The sequence below is a fragment of the Myroides sp. TSA_177.3 genome (assembly GCF_052691955.1).
Window position 1 is genome coordinate 43,306 of the sequence record NZ_JBQZGD010000009.1, and the last position, 18,608, is coordinate 61,913.

The window sequence follows — 18,608 nt, forward strand, 5'->3', positions numbered from 1 at the left end:
CATAAGGGAGGATGACCATTTTCGATTTCGTGACCTATATTACTTCTTTATTACCTGCCATTTTAGGTATACTCATCCTATATGCTGGAACTAAAGTGCCTTTTAACGCAGTAAAACTTGCGTTATTAGGTTATCTAATGACAAGTTTAGGTTTCCATTTTATAGGCGAATTTTTAGGAAAAAACTATCACAATAATTTAGTTTTAATTCCCATTTTTGGTGTTGTTGAACTTGCGTGGTTCTCCCTTATTTATTATTTTATGACCTCAAATAGACTTTATTTCTTAATCAATATTCCCTCTTTTATTTGTCTGATATATGAATTAAACACCATCAATTTTTATCAACTAGAACAAGTAGTGTCGTATACGCGATTTGTCTCTACCTTGTCTTTGCTTTTATTAGCCTTATTTTATTGTTTCACCCTACTAAAAAACAGATGGAAAACATACCTTCCATCTTTATTTATTTTCAATGCAGCTTTACTCATTTACGCCTCATTTACTTGCCTTTACTACCTTCCGCTCAATCTTTTACTCAATGGAAAATCGGAAAGCAAATTTTTATTATGGTTTATTAATATTATTATCACTTTACTGTTTTACATTTTAATTACAAACGTATTATGCAGGACGTCTGGCAAAGAGAAAATACCATCCTAATTTGGTTTATTATCGGCCTTTTACTCATACTAATCATTAGTATTGCTTTTGTTATTCTTTTAAAATTAAACCATAAAAAACACCTTGATACAGAAGATCAAATTCAACAGTTAAATCAACAGCATTCTCAAAAATTACAACTATCCTCCGTTGATATTCAAGAAAAAGAAAGGCAACGGATAGGTAGTGATTTGCACGATTCTGTTATTAATGCATTGAATGTCTTATTTCTAAAATCACAAATAGGACAAAGTGAAAATCAATTGGTGGATGAGATACAAGAAACCATACAGCTGACCCGTCGCATTTCTCACGGGTTAAATCCGCCTTTGCTTGATTATGCAACACTTGAGAATCTAATCAAGGATTTATTTCAACAATGGGAGGCCTTTTACGCCATCAAGTTTCATCTAGATAAACGAGCTTCCGTTGAATTAACAGCAGAACAGAAAATGCACCTTTTGCGTATCATCCAAGAATTGATTAGCAATATTCACAAACACGCACAAGCTAACCAAATTGAATTTCACCTGCGCTTATCCGAAAAAGCAATTGCTTTTTCTCTGCGTGATAACGGCAAAGGATTTCAAGCTAAAATGAAGCACAAAGGGCTTGGTTTACAGAATATTCAAATCAGATCCACTATATTAAAAGCAACAGGAAAGTACAAACAACAATCGTCCACAGGAACTGTGTTCTTGTTTGTATTGCCACAACAATCAATCTCATGAGCATACAAGTAATTCTCCTGGATGATGAAGCCCTCATCACCGATTTATTATCTAATTTCTTACAACAAGACCCTACTATTGAAGTGAAGGGTACGTACAACTTTGGTACCGAATTTTTAGAAGCCATGCAGGAAGCGACTGCTTTACCCGATCTTTTCATCATCGATTATCGCATTGGAGATACAGATGGATTAGAGCTACTTAAGCGCTTGCGTGCATTAGACATCCAAACGCCAGTTATTCTGCTGTCTTCCCATTACAATGATAGCTTAATTAGCTTCATCGTTAAAACGGGATTTGCAGCTTTCTTGCCCAAAAACATGAAGCCAAGCACATTGATTGAAGTGATTCACGAAGTACACAACAAGGGTTTTTACCTACTTCCTGCACAATTTGAACACTTAAGAGACCAAATGCTGGTCAAAAATCAACCCTTAACGACTGATTTAAAAATCGCCTTAACAGAACGTGAAATAGAAGTTCTTCACCTCATTGCACAACAGAAAACTGGAAAAGAGATTGCAGATCAGCTATTTATCTCACTAAAAACCGTAGAAGGACATAAGAACAGCTTATTTCTCAAAACAGGCGCAAAGAATGTAGTGGGTTTAATCGTCTATGCGGTACAAAATAAGTTAATCTCACTGGATGAAATATCCATGTATTAATACAACCCAAAACTAAAAACCCCAATTACTTTACCCCTTCTATTTCTTCCAATTGAAACTGGAAAATATTCAAGTAACGATCCTTTATTTTGGTCGGAATCTGTCCTATAACTTGCCCACCTAATTTTTGATAAAATCCATCAGCATAGGGATCAGCATACAATTGTAAGCATGAATATCCCTTTTCTCTTGCTTGATGAACTGCATGATGAAACAAGGCCTTTCCAATGCGCTTGCCGTGATATTCAGGTAAAATCCACAAACCATCTAGCTCCACCAAACCATCCTCATACGCTAGTACATAAAAACCAGCTAAAATCCCATCCACTTGTGCTTTCACAAGGGTTTGATTCGAAAATTTAGCAGAGGTAATTGTCAAATCGTCTTCCCACAACTGCATCCATTCATCAGTATACCCCCAATGTTGCTTGGCTATTTTTGCCACCCGAGTTAATTGCTCACAATCCACTTCTGAAGCAGGTATAAACGCAATATTCATCTTGATTCTTTCAATTAATTATAGGATAATTCTTTTATTCTTTGACAAGTTGCTGTTGAATAAAAGCAATTGTCTTCTTTACTACTTTCTCTAAGTCATCGGGTAGCTGTTCTGCTGTATGTGGATGTCTAGCCCCAAATACGTGATCGGCTCCTTCTACAATAAACAATTCCGAGTCCTTAATCCAAAGATGCAACAACTCCGCCTCCTTCACACCAACCGCCTCATCCGCTGTTCCATTCACGATCAACACTGGCTTTCTAAGATTTTGAGCTGCATATTGTATGGTTAATTCCTGTTCATGAGCTACAAAATCCTCCCAAAAAGTAAAATAATGCGGCATTTGTTGCTTGGTACGACCATTCATGCTATAAAAAACACCCTTTTCTTTCCACTGTTCAAAGTTATCTCGTTGTGGGAATCGCTTTTTAAAATCAGCTACACCCGCCCAAGAAATGGCTCCCGTTACTTGATCATTGTAATACGTTTGCAATAATACAGCTCCCCCTCCTCTACTGTGTCCAATCAAGAATACTTGCGTTTCATCTACAAACGGTTGCGCTTGATAATGGGCAATTACTCGAGCTAAATCTCGTTGTTCTTGGGTATAGGTATTTCTACCAAAAGCATCTAAATCAACAAATTCGGTAGGTTGATCTAAGGAAGTACCATTGAGCGAAAAGTTAAACTTCACTGCTGCAAATCCAGCCTTCGCCAACGTCTGCATCGCCAAATCCCAAGCTCCCCAGTCTTTAAACCCTTTATAGCCATGACAAAAGATAACAAGAGGGTGTTTTGCTATAGCTGGATCCCAATAACAATCAGCTAAAATAGCAGGTGCTACTTCATTGGGTATACGAACTGTTTCATGCTGTAATTGTCTCATGATTTTGAATATTTTTTAACAGGTTGATTTTCTTTTTTAAAACATCCTTAAGCAATAATATTTTAATTTAGCAGGTACAAACCTATTTAATTAACTAATAAAAGAAGAATATGAAAATTGTAACAACAAGTACTCAGACTTGGAAAAAGGCAACTTTTGCTTCACTCCTTAGCTTTGGTTTACTTTTTACCTCATTTACTACACTTGCTCAAGAGAAAGAACAAGTTACAATAAAAAATAAAACTTTAGCGTACGAAATAACAAAAGAAACGACCGCTAGTGATTTGGATATGATTCAAAAAGAAATCAATGCGGAAAACATTGCCAAATTGAAATTTTCAAATGTGAAACGCAATGCTAAAAATGAAATTATTGGACTAACCACCCAATTCAACGATGAGCGAGGAACATCTCAAAAAAAGAGTGAATACAATTCCCAAGGGATTCGCCCTTTCTCCGTTAAAATACACGAAAATGCAGATGGTTATAAATACCTAGAAATTGCACAAACCAACACGGCATTTGCTACTAAAAACGCGACAAGCAATCCATTGCTGAATGATTTATTTTCTGATGAACTCGAAGATGACATGAGCTCAGATAACATGATGGAGATGATGAAATCCATGCAAGAAAGCATGCAACAGCAACAAGAACTTATCCAAAAACTGCTTCAGGAAGAAACGAAGTAGGGATTTTTTTTTGGTGAGACGATGAGGCGGTGAGATTAGTGAGGCGATGAGAGGGTGTGATGAAAAGTTCCGCAGGACGGTGAGGCGATGAGGCACTTCACAAGGGAGAGAGCCCCTTCTCCAACCTCACCATTCACACCGCCTCACCAATCTCACCACCTCACCAACCTCACACCCCCCCCATAAAAAAACGCCCCACTATATGGAGGCGTTTTTTCTATTGCACACAAAAAAGCCATAACGATAAGGTTATAGCTTTTCATTATTTAGTTCGCTTCTACCTATCTTGAATAGTTAGGAGCTGATTTTGTAATCGTAATATTATGTGGGTGACTTTCTCCAATACCTGAAGCAGTTAACTGCACAAAACGAGCTACTTCTTGTAACGTCGGAATATCTTTCGCACCACAGTATCCCATACCTGCGCGTAATCCTCCGATAAATTGTAACATACTTTCGTTCAATTCTCCTTTGTATGGAACACGTCCTTCAATTCCTTCTGGAACTAATTTTTTCACATCATCCTCAACATCTTGGAAATAACGATCTTTTGAACCTTGTTTCATTGCTGCAACAGATCCCATTCCGCGGTATGCTTTGAATTTTCTTCCTTCAAAAATGATGGTTTCTCCTGGAGATTCTTTTGTTCCTGCTAACATAGACCCTAACATAACACAATCAGCACCAGCGCCAATTGCTTTAGGAATATCTCCTGTATAGCGTAAACCACCGTCTCCAATTACAGGAACACCTGTTCCTTTTAATGCAGCTGCTACTTCCATAATAGCCGAGAACTGAGGGAATCCAACTCCTGCTACAACGCGTGTTGTACAGATTGACCCTGGCCCAATTCCAACTTTTACAGCATCAGCACCTGCTTCTACTAAGTATAAAGCTGCCTCTGGCGTAGCAATATTACCTACAACTACATCGATTTCTGGAAATGCTTTTTTCACCTCTTTCAATACTCCAACAACACCTTGTGTATGTCCGTGAGCCGTATCAATAATTAAAGCATCTACTCCAGCTTTTACTAAAGCCGTTGCACGTTCCACAGTATCATGTGTAACACCTAAAGCTGCCGCTACGCGTAAACGACCAAATTGATCTTTATTCGCATTAGGCTTAAGCGTTAATTTCGTGATATCTCGGAATGTAATTAAACCTACTAATTTGTATTCGGCATTAACTACAGGTAATTTTTCAATTTTATTTTCTTGTAAAATACCTTCTGCTTGCTCTAAAGTAGTTCCTTCTGCTGCAGTAACCAGGTTGTCTTTTGTCATTACCTCTGTAATAGGTTTTGCATTTTCTTTTTCGAAACGCATATCTCTATTCGTGATAATACCTTTTAAAACGCCTAAATCATCAACAACAGGAATACCACCAATGCTGTATTCTGCCATTGCCTTTTTCGCGTCGCCTACTGTAGCCGTCAAGGGCAAAGTAACCGGATCGATAATCATACCTGACTCCGCTCTTTTTACCTTGCGAACTTCTTTCGCTTGCTCTTCAATCGTCATATTCTTATGGATTACTCCAATTCCTCCTTCACGAGCAATAGCAATAGCCATTTCGCTTTCTGTTACCGTATCCATCGCCGCAGATACAATTGGAACATTAAGCGTAATATTTCTTGAAAAATTTGTTTTTAAACTTACCTCTCGGGGTAATACTTCCGAATAATTTGGAACTAAAAGAACATCATCGTAAGTTAATCCTTGGCCGATGATTTTTGTTGTGTGTGCTTTCATGTGCAATTGTAGTTGAATTGCACGCAAATTTAGTTTTTTTTATTCAGCTAAAAAAATCCTAGTGGTAAAAATTAAAAACTTTTAACGCTTCGTTGTATGCGCTCTCAAAAGACATGGCACTTAAATTAGTATCTATCTTATTGGCAGTAAAATAGCTCAACATCTTTTCTGTTGGCATATTACCGGTTAAGTCATCTTTAGCCATCGGACATCCTCCATACCCTTTGATTGCTCCATCATAACGCAAACATCCCGCTTTATAAGCAGCATCAATCTTCTCAAACCACGAGTCTGGAGTGGTATGCAAATGCGCACCAAATTCAATCGACGGATAAGCCGGAATCAAATTACTATACAAATAGTCAATCACCTCTGGTGTTGAACTTCCTACCGTATCAGATAAAGAAAGAATACGCACCCCCATCTTCGCCAATCGTTCGGTCCACTCCCCTACGATATCCACATTCCACGGATCTCCATACGGATTACCAAATCCCATAGACAAATAAGCAACCACCTCTTTGTCTGTTTTATTGGCAATTTCCAAAATCTCTTGTAAGGTTACCAAAGATTCTGCAATCGTTTTATGGGTATTGCGCATTTGAAAGTTTTCCGAAATAGAAAATGGAAAACCTAAATACTGAATTTCTTTATGTACAGATGCTTCTTCTGCGCCTCTTGTGTTCGCAATGATAGCCAATAATTTACTTTGGGTTTTACTCAAATCCAATTGAGCCAAAACTTCTGCTGTATCTTGCATTTGCGGAATCGCTTTCGCTGATACAAAACTTCCAAAATCAATCGTATCAAAACCTACACGCAATAACGCTTGTAAGTATTGTACTTTTTTTTCTGTTGGAATAAACATTTTAATGCCTTGCATTGCATCGCGAGGACATTCGATAATTTTCACTGTTGGTTTCATAGTGCACCAAAGATAGAAGAAAGCCAGAAATTCTCAAAAACAAATTAGAAAATTAAAAATCAGCAAAATTTGCAGTTTTTAAACCTCCTCTTTCAGTCGTTGATAACCTTTGAAATCTTTAAGAATATTTTAAAGAAATACCGTAGAATTAATTGTAAGTTTGAGGAACAAGACAAAACAAAAACTATGACTCAATCAACAGAAACCACTATAAACAAAAACCTACCTTTGGCTGATATCATCGAAAAAGCAGGTACAATCCCAGAATATAGAGCTGTTTTCTATGAAAAGTTCCTAAAAAACGACATTTACGTATTGGTTAAGAAAGGCTATAATGACAATAATGAAGCCACTAGTTTCAATGCCAATGCCCCTATTATCACCTTCGAAAACCAACAAATTCCGGTCTTTACGGATGCGAAACACATCTATGACCAAGGAGTCATTCAGGATGAAATGAGCTATATGAAAGTCAATGGACGATCATTTTTAGAACTTGCAATGGGACATCACATCATCATCAATCCTTTTTCTAAGGTGTATAAGGAACTCGTTCCAAATGAAATTGCAGATATGCTCAACGGATCGATTTTCAATGTAGTCAAAGATAATGTTGCCCACATCCACATGGAGGTACTGATTGGTAAACCAGAAACAGAGCCTCAAGCTTTATTGGCGGATTTAAAAACAACGTTTACCTCTATTCCAACGATTTCATCGGCTTATTTAGGCTGGATGTTCAACGAGCGAATTGATCAAAAACCACATTATATCTTCGCCGTGGAATGTGAAACAAAGAATGCTGCTGAGTTTAAAGAAATTGCAGATGTCATTTCGAATTTGTGTAAACCACACCTCAAAAAGCAAGAGTATGTCGATATTATACGCTTAGAGAAAAATGGAAATTTTAGCGATTATTTTTACAACCAAGATCAACCTTTTTACACTAAGTAACGCATGATTCAACCTGCTGTATTCACTCCGATTGATAAAGAAACGTGGAGTCGTTTACCTTACTATGAATACTACCGCAACATATTGAAAACAAAGTATACCATCAGCATCAAAATAGATATTACCATCTTGATGTCCGTATACCGTGAAACAACGTATAAATTCTTTCCAACCTTTCTCTATGCTATCATGCGAGCCCTGAACAACAGTGAGGCCTTGCGCACTTGTATACACGAAAATCAGTTGGGTACTTGGAATTTTCTAACGCCACAATTCACTTTATTTCACGAAGACGACCATACGTTTTCTGATTTATGGAGCGACTACTACCCCCAGTTTCAAGCCTTTCATCAGGCCATTACACAAGACATCGAACAGTATAAAAACGTAAAAGGAATCAAAGTAAAACCAGGACTTCCTGCTAATTTTGTTCCCATTTCTTGTGTGCCTTGGATTAGCTTTGAAAGTATCAGTCAAGATACTTCTCACGACTCAGATTTCCTCAAACCTATCATCCGTTTTGGTAAATACTACCAAGAACAGGAAAAAACCCTTATTCCCCTATCTATTTACGTCAATCACGCCATCGCGGATGGTTACCATACCTCGATGTTCTTAAACGACCTACAGGGGATTGTAAATGATGCTGGGAAGTGGTTGGTGTGAATGGTGAGGTGATGAGAGGGTGTGAATGGTGAGAAGATGAGATGGTGAGATTGGTGAGAGGGTGAAATCGGAACGCAGTATAGATTCATCGAATACTCAAACAAATATAAACCCATGAGATAGATGGTGAGGCGATGAGAAGTCAGCTTTTGTTTGGGGTTTGTTTGGGTTTCGTTCGAGTCACCTTCGGTAAAATGGCCTTCAACCCGCATAAAACCTCAATCATCCAAAAGGATTACCGAACAAATCTACACCTCAAAAAACCAAAATACTACAAATCAACTAGTTGGAAATTAAAAAATATCCAAAAAGTGGAAAATAACGGACAAAAAGGCAAAAAAAAGGAACCAAGTACAACCTTGATTCCGTTTCTTTATTTTTTTCATTATCTTATTGGATTGTTTCCTGATTTCAATTAAAAAAGCTCTTCCGCTCCTTCAATCGTCTGATCGGAATGAATCAACTGTAAATCGATTGTTTTAGCTGCTGTGAATCTGATTTCATCTTTATACTTCAAAACCATTCCCTTTTCAGCATTGAGTTGCCAACCGTCCTTGAAATAGATTGAATTCGTCTTATCACTTTCCAGCACAATACTTTTTTCTTGTTGAGGCAAGAAAATCTCAGCTTCTTTTCCGTCTTTAGCAAAGAGAACAAAACAGCTCACTTCGTTGTTTTCTAAATCGTTTTCTAAGCTTCCTTCGTCTTCGATGGGATTCAATCGAAATCCTTGTTCAAACACGCGAATACAGTCTGCTAATAGATAACTATAGCGATATCCTGCTGTATACGCACATCCAAACCCATCCTCTTCTCCAACAACGGTGGTACCACCATCCGTTATGACTGTTTTTTCTCGTTCTGACGTTGTATTCTTATCCTTGAGAATAAAATCACAAGAAACTAAACTAACAGATAAGAGCACGCCTAGTACTAGTCCAATTTGTCGCATACTTCTTTGTTTAGTGAGTGGAATACAATACGGTTTCTATCGTTGAGAAGTCCGTTGGCTTTTCTGGGCTGTAAAAGTATTTAATCAATACTTCGCCGTGAATGGCTCCAGAATAAAAGTCTGCTATAATCCAGCGATGATTAATAAATTGCACTTTATTAATCACACATTTTTGTCCATTCATCGCTCCATAAGGAACTAGTGGATTACCCGTTTCTATGTGGTTCAAGGCCAGTATTTCTTCTCTAATTTTATCCACGTCTTGATCCAACGTTTTATAATCAAAATACTCTTGGGCATCGTCATTATATCCCAAAGAAAAATACTTGGCTTCATTTAATTCTTTCGATACTAACTTCAGAGAATCTCGAACAATCGCAATGCGTTTGTGGGCTACTTCGATTCTTTTCTCTTCTGATTTCATCATATTGCGATTGGTGTTGTATAAAAGCGCTATGATTAGTACTGAAAAAACAAATAAGTAGAAAAAGACTTTATGTCTCATGTTTATGGTAGTTTTATTTGTTGTTCATCGTAGGCCAAAGATACATTTTTTGGCAATATCTTTTCCACTTCTTCGTAAAAACCTAAATCTTGCGAAATATGAATCAAGTAGGCATGACAAGGATTGATTTTCTCAATAAAGGCCAATGCTTCCTCTAGGTTGAAATGGGTTGGATGTTCTTTGATACGCAAGGCATTAACCACCAAAATCTTGCATCCTTTTATTTTTTCTATTTCACTTTCATCGATGTATTTCGCGTCGGTAATATAGACCAAATCGTCCAATCTAAATCCAAAAATAGGCAAATCACCATGTTGAATCAACAGCGGAATAATCGGCTTGTCTTTGATGTAAAAGGTCTGATTCGGCGTGATAATATTTTGTTGGACACTAGGTGCTCCAGGATAGCGATTCTCCGTAGTAAAAATGTATTCATAACGCTTCTCTAAGGCTTGCATCACGCGATCTGAGGCATAAATAGGCATCGGCCCATAGAGAAAAGTCAATGGGCGAATTTCATCCAATCCTGCAATGTGATCGGCGTGTTCATGCGTAAAGAGAATGGCATCAATCTGGTTGCATTTTGCCTGTAGCATTTGATGTCTAAAATCGGGGCCGCAATCAATTAAAATGGTTAAGTCATCCCACGTTATCAAAGCCGAAGTTCGCAACCTATAATCGCGTTTATCCAAACTATTTCCCACCGGATGATCAATTGCTATTACTGGTACTCCCTGCGAAGTTCCTGTTCCTAAAAATCGTATTTCCAAAACCTAGTCCTTTTTATACAAAAGTACACTTTATCTTTTTTTTTGTTGTATAGAATTTGTTACTTTGTTTCAAAAGCTTACAGATGGAATATTTTGCAGAAGATTTAGTATTAGAGGGAGATAGAATTATAGAACAGCAGCCGGCTATTTCAGATAAGGCTCTCCGCATTAACATGAACCACAATATCTACGGAACATTTGCCGAAATTGGTGCAGGCCAAGAAACCGTGCGTCATTTTTTTAGAGCTGGAGGTTCTTCCCGAACGATTGCTAAAGCAATGTCTGCCTATGACAAGTCTTTCAGTGATGCTATTTACAGCGTTGAGGATGACGGGCGTTATGTAACGGAGAGCAGATTGAATAAGATGTTGGATTATGAAACAAAAAAGATTGAAGACCGTATTCCACGTGCAGAGAATCCGACAAAAACTTTTTTTAGCTATGCCAATACCGTAGCGACTATTGATTACGCCAAAAAGAACAAAGGGCATGGTTGGGTTGGAATTATTTTCCAAACTGCTCCAGAAGAGCCTTATAGCAAAATCGTTTTGCACATTCAGTTTAAAGAAACAGACTCTAAACTGCAACAAGAAACTTTAGGTATTATTGGGGTAAACCTTATTTATGGAGCCTACTACCAACACCATGATCCTAAAAAACTAATTAGTTGTCTATATGATCACTTGGATCGCGATCAAATTGAGATTGACAGCATTAGCTTAACTGGCCATTTATTTGCTCATATTGACAATCGTCTGATGAGTTTGTTGTTGGTTAAAAACGGAATGACAGAAGCTGTTATGTTTGGACCTGATGGACAAAGTAGACTTGCTGCTAATGAATTATACCGCAAAAATATTCTAGCGCTTCGTGGAAGTTTTAGACCTGTTACTTTAGTAAACATGGACATGTACAAAAAAGCATTGGAATCTTTCGTCAATGAAAATCAATTGCAACGCCAAGATACCACTGTGATTTTTGAAATTACACTGTCAAACCTACTAATGGAAGGAAATTTAGATGAAAATGATTTCTTGCATCGCGCGGATTTGTTGTGCTCTTTAGGACAAACGGTAATGATTTCCAACTTCCAAGAGTACTATAAATTAACGGCTTATTTTTCTAAATACACAACGGAAAAAATTGCACTTTCTATGGGGGTTAGTAGCTTGCTTAATATTTTTGAGGAGAAATACTATGCGAATCTAACTGGAGGAATGCTCGAGGCTTTAGGTAAATTATTCCGCAACCAGATGAGAATATACCTTTATCCGATGCATGATGAAGCGGGGCAACTGATCGATTCAACCAATTTAAAAGTAGACTTGCACATCAAAGAATTGTACAAATTTTTCAAGAAGAACAATCAAATTGTAGACATCACAAACTACGATCCAAAAGACTTAGATATCTTTTCTAGAGATGTACTCCGTGCTATCCAATGCAATGAACCAGGATGGGAAGACAAGCTTCCTGCGGGAATTGCGAGCATGATTAAAGAGAAACAGCTTTTCGGTTATGCGAAACAACAAGAAGTTCACAGCTAAAAAACAGATAAACAAAAAAGCGACACCAGATAGTGTCGCTTTTTTTATGCTATGCTCTTGTTATTTAACTTCTTGATCAATTGCAGGCGTAATTTGCTTGAACTCCATCACCACTTTATCTCCATTTTTGAAAAGTAAAGCACTTTCTGTAATTTCGTAATTTGTTACTTCTGTTAATCCCTTTGTAAACGCAACATCAGCTACGCCTTCACAAAACATTCTTGTAGCGGCAAGTTTATCTCCAATAGCAATACCATTGTTTTCCTTCACTTCATATTCACCCGTAATATTATTACAACCATCTGTACCATGTACCATTGATTCACCCTCAAAATTTAGGGTTGGCTTTTTACCAGGGAATAAATCTTCTACTTTTTTATCTGCCGTATCTTCTGTGTGAATAGCAATTAATTCCCAGCTTCCAACTAAGTTTGCCTTTGTTGTTACGACTGTTTCTACTACAGGAGCTGCAGCTGCTTCAGGTGCATTTTCCGTACTCTTTTTCTCGTTACAAGCAGTTAAGGCTAAAACCATCAATCCTGCTGTCAAAACTCTCATTCTTTTCATTTTTGCAATTTTTAAATATTTCATTTGTATTTATCTAACAAATATAAATACAAAATCAGAATTAATAGCAAAAAAAACCTAAAAAGGTAATGATTTATTAAGAAGCAGATACTACTTTCAGTCCAATAATAGATCCAATTAAGGTAGCGATAAAGAACATACGCCAAAAAGTTGCTGGATCTTTAAAAACTAAGATTCCAACCAATACCGTTCCTACAGCACCAATTCCAGTCCAAACTGCATAAGCCGTTCCCAAAGGTAACGTTTGAGTCGCTTTCATTAACAAAGCCATACTCATTACTAAGGCAACCAAAAAGCCTCCATACCACCAAATAGCTTCTGTTCCTTTACTTTCATTGGCTTTTCCTAAACAATAAGTAAATCCAACTTCAAAAAATCCTCCGATAATTAAAAAAATCCAGTTCATTTTAATTTTTTTGCGAAAGTCGGCTTATAAATTTTATTTTTTTTTATCCTATGATAAAAATTTATTGCAAAAGATTGTTATCAAATAAACCCTTCTTCTTTGACTTTTTTGACTAACCCTCCATTATCTAAGACGTCAAACGTTTGCTTCAATCCCGCAATGCGCTTATTTACAGCACTTTCGCTCAAAAACAATGTATCGCTAATTTCTTTGATTTTAAATCCTTTGTCGAGCAATAGTAAAATTTGCACATTTTGCTCTTGAAGAAGGGATTCTTTCTTATACACTTCCTTTAAACCTTCATTCGCGTGCATGCTATACAATCGCTCGCCTCTCCGGACGGCTTGCACGGCTTGTTTCAACAAATCTTCCGTGACATCAATCTTAAGTAATAATGCCTGAGGAACTATTTTTTTATGGATGGTATATAATACAAGGGTTCCTTCGTGTCCGGTAACTAAAATTACATCTGCTTTAGGAAATTTCCGCCGGAAATAGTGGACGAATTCAACCCCATTGGCAATCTCTGCCTCTGTATCTCCTTTTCCTAAATTGTAATCGACCAACACCATATCCAATCTTGTACAATGATCAACATGAGCCACTCCCTCGGCTATAGAGGTGGCACTCAAGATCGTAGCGTCTTGATACACTTGCTGTAAAACGTATTTATACCAATCGACAATCATTTGATGATCATCAATTATTAATAAAGTAAAACTCAAAATACTTTTATTTTTATTAACACATTGTATACTTTTACTGTACTTATTGAAGGTAAAATATAAATATGTTTGTTAGACAATCGCAGGATTTTATCCTAAAAAAGAATTTTATTTGTTTAAAAGACTAAATATACATTCAATTTATCTATTATTTATTTTAATTTTTAAAAAAATCAAATATAATTTTATTACTTATGAAAAAAACTATCCTTTCCTCAGTATCTATCTTGGCTTTACTTGCATTAGCATCATGTTCAACTGATAATATGCCTACAGAAGCCAATGGTAGCAGCCAAAAGCAAACACATTTTAATGCTATGGATGCAAAAACAACGAATGATGCAAACGTTCAAACGGATTCTATTCCAAATCCTATAGACGTAACGAGTAGAACAGCAGACAATGGAGATATTGCTATTTTAAAAGACAAAAGAAAAATCATCAACAGTTCGTCTAGTGCACAAGAGAACGGTGATATTGCCATATTAAAAGACAAAAGAAAATAAGTCATTTCATCAGATAATCAATCCCCTTTGTGTTGCAACAGATTGGGGATTGTTTTTTTTTTAGTTTATTTGTATTCATTACCTTCTACTTATGCAATACAGATCTTGTTTTATCCTTTTCCTATTCTTTTCACTCCTCAGTTGTTCTGATCGTCCCCTTGCGGAAAAACATTCGGCCATTTCAACAGTATTAGATAGCCTTGAAGAGGATAGCCTTTCCATGCAGAAAAAGCACCGCGTTCTGGACTCTATATTTGATCACCTCGCTCACAATTCCAATAACGCACAACATCGGGAGCTTTTATTTGACGCAGCCAATACGGCTTATAATGTCAAGCATTTGGATTTATATTTGCGCATTAGTCAAAACCTATTGGAGTTAGCCAAAAAAGATAAAGATACCGCCCATATTGCTCGGTCTTACTACTATTTGGGCGATTATTATGAAGATATTGTAAAGCTAGATAGCGCCTATGCTTCATATTCCTATGCAGTTAAGTTTTATGAAACCCAAAAAGACACCTTGCATATTGGTATGATGCAAAAATCCATGGCGGTTATTCTATTTGAAGAAGGACTTTTTAATCAAGCAGAAGTAGAAGCCTTCAATGCACTGAAGAACCTGAATCACTACAACGATAAAAAATTACTCATTGAAGCCTATTCAACAGTAGCTGGCATTTTAGATCAAAATTCCCAAAAAGAAGAAGCCATTCTCTACAACCAGAAAGCTTTGAGTCTCATTAATACATTAAACTCAAAAGAATACACTACCTATTCCAAATTGGGCATTTACAACAATATTGGGTACCAATACAATAGTTTAAGAGAGTATGAAAAAGCAGAAAAAACGTTTTTAGAAGGCCTCGTACTCTTAGATGCCAATTCAAAAAATTCTATTTTCCATGCTATGCTTCTCAATAACTTAGCATTTACTTACATCAAGACCAACCAGCTAAACAAAGCTGAAAAATTCGTTTTAGAAGCCTTTGTCATCCGTGATAGCCTTCAAAACCCTCAAGGGCTTATTTCGAGTTACAGTCGCTTAGGAGAACTGTACTTAGCTAAGAAAGACACTTTACAAGCCATTGACTATTGGAAAAAAGGTTTTAAAACATCAGAGCAAGTGAAAGCGCGTAATACGGCTTTAACCAATTTGCGTTACCTCAGCTTATATGATCAAAAAAATGCGATGGAATATGCCCAACGCTATTACGAAATCAACGATAGCTTAAAGACTTTACAAATTGAAAATAGAACGAAATTCGCCCGTATTGAATATGAAACAGCACAACTAGAAGCTCGAAATGAGTTACTCTCTCAGCGCCTTACGTTATTCAGTATCTTATCTATCTTGGGTGTACTCTTATCGGTGCTAATCTATATTGTCTTCAAACAAAAGATGATACAAAAACGCCTTTTATTTGAACAACACCAACAAAATGACCGTGAATTAATATACAAATTAATTTTACAACAAGAAGAAATTGCCAAAAACACTTTACTTGACGAAAGAACGCGTATCAGTGCAGAACTACACGATGGCATCATCAATACTTTATTCAACATTCGCTTAATGCTATCCAATGAATGCAAACAGGAAAATCGCGAGCTCATTGCCTCTGAAATAGAAGGAGCGCAACAGCAAATTCGAAGAATTTCGCATAACCTTCAAGATCAAACCCTGACACTAGGGAGCTTTACTCCTATTCTAGAAAATTTAATTGAGAAGAATTCTACGGATCAACATGCGTTTACCTTGCTCATTGCACGTAATTTTGACTGGAGTACTTTTGATTATGAAACGAAGATGAATATTTATCGCATCATTCAAGAGTCGATTCAAAATATCATTAAACACGCACAAGCGACTAGAGCCATTATCTCGATTGTTGAATCTACTTCCAATTATCATATTAAAATTCAAGACAATGGTGTTGGATTTAAAGTTAGTGAAGTAAAAAAAGGAATAGGATTAAAGAATATTCAGTATCGCGTCAACCAAATGAATGCCATTCTAACGATAAATTCCACAGAAAAGAAAGGAACTATCATCGAGGTAATCCTCTCTAAAGTAAAATAGGGATTGGTGTCCCCACAACCAATCCCTACTTACCTAAATTAATCAATAGATACTCATTTTTAAATCATTTGTTTACTTTGATCAGGTATAAAACACTGTTCAAAGACCCTAACAAATGTGCTTGTATGATCTTATCAAGAACTAAAGTAGCTATAAGACCACTGTATTCAAAGCTTCCCACTCTTTTTTTAACAAAAATGAAAGTTGAGTATTCATTTTGGCTAAAATCAAGGGGTTGATTTCTTAAAATTAGATGAAACCTTGGAGTTTTACTTGCTTCAATAGCTCGGACAAATCATTCACTTCAAACTCCTTTTTCATGGTAGTCAACATGCGCTGCACCGTACTCTGACTTTTAAATACAATTTCACATATTTCTTGTACTTTGTATCCTTTATCCAATAACATGAGAATTTCGATATACTGTTCTTGTTGCATCAATTGACGTTTAGCCAATAGACTTAATACATTTTTCACTCCTTGACTATATACAACCTGTCCAATCATACACTGGCGAATTGTTTCAATCAATAATTCGTCAGTAACATCGGCTTTCATTAGTAATCCATCAGGCCTTACTTTTTTGTGAATGCTGTAAATCAACAACGCTTCTTCATGGCCTGTAATCATTATGATTTTTGCTTTCGGAAATTTACTTTGGGCATACAAGGCTAATTTTTGCCCATCAGAAATACGCAGTTGAACATCAAAGTTTTTCGCCAAATTATAGTCAATAATCAGCATGTCAATACTTTCCAATTCATCGAGGTATTCTAATGCCTTCGGAATAGATTCACTTGCATAAAAGGTACTCTCTAAAAAATTTTCTCGAAGTAAGCGAATATAACTAGTCAAAATCATCGGATGATCATCAATTACTAGAAATACAGGATTATATAAATTCATAATAGATACAATTAGAAATAAGAAAATTTTCAGTCAAAATTACGCTTTTTTTTCCCACTATCCATCATACCACTTTAGATTAACTATAAAATATATTCAAAAAATAGAGTTAAATTAAAAATTTATTCATTTTTTGATAATTTTTCAAGCACTACATAAACAATTTTATAAATGAACTCACTTTCCACTTTTACTTCTGAATTTCCTTGCCCCTCAACCTGTTAATTGTCACTTTTATTTATCCTCTTGACATAGGGTTGTCATCCCCCCTATCTACATTTGTACACAACATTAAAAATAAATACAAGCATGCAAAAGATTCAAGTACCCGCTAAGTATATCATTGGAATCGCTATTCGTACAACCAATCAAAACGAGCAATCTGCTCTGGATATTCCACAGCTCTGGAACGATTTTCATACGCAGCAAATCCAAGCAAAAATCCCAGCTAAACGAAGCGAAGATATCTATGCAATATACACGGATTACGAAAGTGATTTTACAGCTCCTTATACCACCATTATAGGTTGTGAAGTACAATCATTAGCCGAAATTCCCGAAGGAATGGTGGGACATATTATCCCGAGTGGATCGTATACGAAGATTGATGTACAGGGTAATTTACTCGAAAATATTGTCATCAATGCGTGGGTTAAAATTTGGAATTCACCAAATCTTGAACGAACTTACACTTCGGATTTTGAAGTCTATGGACCGAAAGCCCAAAATCCTTCACAAGCAGAAGTATTCCTATATTTAGCCACAACATAATGTTAAACGCAGTAGACTCTTTTTACTTTAAACAACCAGAGCCCAATCAAAGCTGTTTATTAGCCTTGCGTGATTTTATTCTGCAACAGGATACTCGTATCACGGAATCGTTGAAATGGGGTACGCCTTGTTTTTCTTTTCGAAATCGGATGTTTTGCTTTTTAGCACTTACGAAAGCACCTCAAACGCCTTATCTACTCTTGGTAGAAGGACATCGCATTGAGCATCCGCTCTTGGAAGTAGGAACGAGAAAACGAATGAAAAGTCTGACTATTGATCCAACAACAGATTTGCCCTTCGCTCCTATTCAAGACATCCTCGATGCTACTTTACACCTGTATCAATCGGGGCAAATTAAATCGAAATAATCCCTTTTTCTCTCCATTCTGGGTTATCTTTGGAGCAAGTAACT

General features: G+C 36.6%; 22 protein-coding genes. 11 read left to right on the forward strand and 11 right to left on the reverse strand.

Going from position 1 to position 18,608, the window contains the following annotated elements; all coding sequences use genetic code 11:
• Positions 1-11: 11 nt before the first annotated feature.
• The 3 genes from ACUTSE_RS10235 to ACUTSE_RS10245 are packed head-to-tail and all read left to right on the forward strand — an operon-like array spanning position 12 to position 2,061.
• Positions 12-662, forward strand: coding sequence for a hypothetical protein (locus ACUTSE_RS10235; RefSeq protein ID WP_445640159.1), 651 nt, complete (start codon positions 12-14; stop codon positions 660-662).
• Positions 626-1,393, forward strand: a complete 768-nt coding sequence (locus ACUTSE_RS10240; RefSeq protein WP_445640160.1) for a sensor histidine kinase — start codon at positions 626-628, stop codon at positions 1,391-1,393. The genes ACUTSE_RS10235 and ACUTSE_RS10240 overlap by 37 nt, the downstream gene beginning before the upstream one ends.
• The gene (locus ACUTSE_RS10245) at positions 1,390-2,061 is read left to right on the forward strand and encodes a response regulator transcription factor (protein ID WP_445640161.1); all 672 of its coding nucleotides are present in this window, start codon (positions 1,390-1,392) and stop codon (positions 2,059-2,061) included. The genes ACUTSE_RS10240 and ACUTSE_RS10245 overlap by 4 nt, the downstream gene beginning before the upstream one ends.
• A gap of 25 nt (positions 2,062-2,086) precedes the next feature.
• On the opposite strand, the gene ACUTSE_RS10250 is transcribed toward ACUTSE_RS10245, so the two are convergent.
• Entirely contained in the window at positions 2,087-2,560 is a 474-nt protein-coding gene (locus ACUTSE_RS10250) for a GNAT family N-acetyltransferase (RefSeq protein ID WP_445640162.1), read from the reverse strand.
• A gap of 34 nt (positions 2,561-2,594) precedes the next feature.
• Positions 2,595-3,446: an alpha/beta hydrolase family protein gene (locus tag ACUTSE_RS10255; RefSeq protein WP_445640163.1), complete on the reverse strand. Its 852-nt coding sequence runs from the start codon at positions 3,444-3,446 to the stop codon at positions 2,595-2,597.
• Positions 3,447-3,556: 110 nt separating this feature from the next.
• Here ACUTSE_RS10255 and ACUTSE_RS10260 point away from each other — a divergent pair, with 110 nt between their 5' ends.
• Positions 3,557-4,138 (forward strand): hypothetical protein, encoded by a 582-nt coding sequence (locus tag ACUTSE_RS10260; protein WP_445640164.1) that lies wholly within the window; start codon positions 3,557-3,559, stop codon positions 4,136-4,138.
• Positions 4,139-4,419: 281 nt separating this feature from the next.
• Here ACUTSE_RS10260 and guaB read toward each other — a convergent pair whose 3' ends face one another.
• Positions 4,420-5,892, reverse strand: coding sequence for an IMP dehydrogenase (gene guaB, locus ACUTSE_RS10265; RefSeq protein WP_036463079.1), 1,473 nt, complete (start codon positions 5,890-5,892; stop codon positions 4,420-4,422).
• A 58-nt stretch (positions 5,893-5,950) separates the two neighbouring features.
• Positions 5,951-6,817 carry a hydroxymethylglutaryl-CoA lyase gene (locus tag ACUTSE_RS10270; RefSeq protein ID WP_002991470.1) on the reverse strand — a complete coding sequence of 289 codons (867 nt, stop codon included), beginning with the start codon at positions 6,815-6,817 and terminating at the stop codon, positions 5,951-5,953.
• Between the two features lie 186 nt (positions 6,818-7,003).
• Between ACUTSE_RS10270 and ACUTSE_RS10275 the strand changes: the two genes are divergently transcribed.
• Both ACUTSE_RS10275 and ACUTSE_RS10280 read left to right on the forward strand, forming a co-directional pair.
• Positions 7,004-7,771, forward strand: coding sequence for an enhanced serine sensitivity protein SseB (locus ACUTSE_RS10275; protein ID WP_445640165.1), 768 nt, complete (start codon positions 7,004-7,006; stop codon positions 7,769-7,771).
• A 3-nt stretch (positions 7,772-7,774) separates the two neighbouring features.
• Positions 7,775-8,437 carry a CatA-like O-acetyltransferase gene (locus ACUTSE_RS10280; protein ID WP_445640166.1) on the forward strand — a complete coding sequence of 221 codons (663 nt, stop codon included), beginning with the start codon at positions 7,775-7,777 and terminating at the stop codon, positions 8,435-8,437.
• A 415-nt stretch (positions 8,438-8,852) separates the two neighbouring features.
• On the opposite strand, the gene ACUTSE_RS10285 is transcribed toward ACUTSE_RS10280, so the two are convergent.
• Genes ACUTSE_RS10285 through ACUTSE_RS10295 form a run of 3 tightly spaced genes read right to left on the reverse strand, consistent with a single transcriptional unit; the run spans position 8,853 to position 10,664 of the window.
• A complete protein-coding gene (locus ACUTSE_RS10285) occupies positions 8,853-9,389 on the reverse strand; it encodes a hypothetical protein (protein ID WP_445640167.1) in 537 nt (178 codons plus the stop codon).
• 10 nt (positions 9,390-9,399) lie between these two features.
• Positions 9,400-9,894, reverse strand: coding sequence for a hydrolase (locus ACUTSE_RS10290; RefSeq protein ID WP_115089860.1), 495 nt, complete (start codon positions 9,892-9,894; stop codon positions 9,400-9,402).
• Positions 9,895-9,896: 2 nt separating this feature from the next.
• On the reverse strand, positions 9,897-10,664 hold the full coding sequence (locus ACUTSE_RS10295) for an MBL fold metallo-hydrolase (protein ID WP_445640168.1): 768 nt from the start codon (positions 10,662-10,664) through the stop codon (positions 9,897-9,899).
• Between the two features lie 83 nt (positions 10,665-10,747).
• Between ACUTSE_RS10295 and ACUTSE_RS10300 the strand changes: the two genes are divergently transcribed.
• The gene (locus ACUTSE_RS10300; protein WP_002991458.1) at positions 10,748-12,211 is read left to right on the forward strand and encodes a hypothetical protein; all 1,464 of its coding nucleotides are present in this window, start codon (positions 10,748-10,750) and stop codon (positions 12,209-12,211) included.
• Between the two features lie 60 nt (positions 12,212-12,271).
• Here ACUTSE_RS10300 and ACUTSE_RS10305 read toward each other — a convergent pair whose 3' ends face one another.
• From ACUTSE_RS10305 to ACUTSE_RS10315, 3 genes are all read right to left on the reverse strand, one after another.
• A complete protein-coding gene (locus tag ACUTSE_RS10305; RefSeq protein ID WP_445640169.1) occupies positions 12,272-12,778 on the reverse strand; it encodes an META domain-containing protein in 507 nt (168 codons plus the stop codon).
• A 97-nt stretch (positions 12,779-12,875) separates the two neighbouring features.
• Positions 12,876-13,205, reverse strand: coding sequence for a DMT family transporter (locus ACUTSE_RS10310; protein ID WP_002991453.1), 330 nt, complete (start codon positions 13,203-13,205; stop codon positions 12,876-12,878).
• An 80-nt stretch (positions 13,206-13,285) separates the two neighbouring features.
• Complete coding sequence (locus ACUTSE_RS10315) at positions 13,286-13,930, reverse strand: response regulator (RefSeq protein ID WP_445640170.1); 645 nt, start codon at positions 13,928-13,930, stop codon at positions 13,286-13,288.
• A gap of 194 nt (positions 13,931-14,124) precedes the next feature.
• Between ACUTSE_RS10315 and ACUTSE_RS10320 the strand changes: the two genes are divergently transcribed.
• Together ACUTSE_RS10320 and ACUTSE_RS10325 are read left to right on the forward strand one after the other, a co-directional pair.
• Entirely contained in the window at positions 14,125-14,436 is a 312-nt protein-coding gene (locus ACUTSE_RS10320) for a hypothetical protein (protein ID WP_445640171.1), read from the forward strand.
• 91 nt (positions 14,437-14,527) lie between these two features.
• Positions 14,528-16,519, forward strand: coding sequence for a tetratricopeptide repeat-containing sensor histidine kinase (locus tag ACUTSE_RS10325; RefSeq protein ID WP_445640172.1), 1,992 nt, complete (start codon positions 14,528-14,530; stop codon positions 16,517-16,519).
• 249 nt (positions 16,520-16,768) lie between these two features.
• Here the strand turns inward: ACUTSE_RS10325 and ACUTSE_RS10330 are convergent, their stop codons facing one another.
• Complete coding sequence (locus tag ACUTSE_RS10330; RefSeq protein ID WP_002991447.1) at positions 16,769-17,425, reverse strand: DNA-binding response regulator; 657 nt, start codon at positions 17,423-17,425, stop codon at positions 16,769-16,771.
• A 309-nt stretch (positions 17,426-17,734) separates the two neighbouring features.
• Here ACUTSE_RS10330 and ACUTSE_RS10335 point away from each other — a divergent pair, with 309 nt between their 5' ends.
• Together ACUTSE_RS10335 and ACUTSE_RS10340 are read left to right on the forward strand one after the other, a co-directional pair.
• Positions 17,735-18,196 (forward strand): GyrI-like domain-containing protein, encoded by a 462-nt coding sequence (locus tag ACUTSE_RS10335; protein ID WP_445640173.1) that lies wholly within the window; start codon positions 17,735-17,737, stop codon positions 18,194-18,196.
• Entirely contained in the window at positions 18,196-18,564 is a 369-nt protein-coding gene (locus ACUTSE_RS10340; RefSeq protein WP_445640174.1) for a DUF1801 domain-containing protein, read from the forward strand. The genes ACUTSE_RS10335 and ACUTSE_RS10340 overlap by 1 nt, the downstream gene beginning before the upstream one ends.
• The last annotated feature ends 44 nt before the right edge of the window (positions 18,565-18,608 follow it).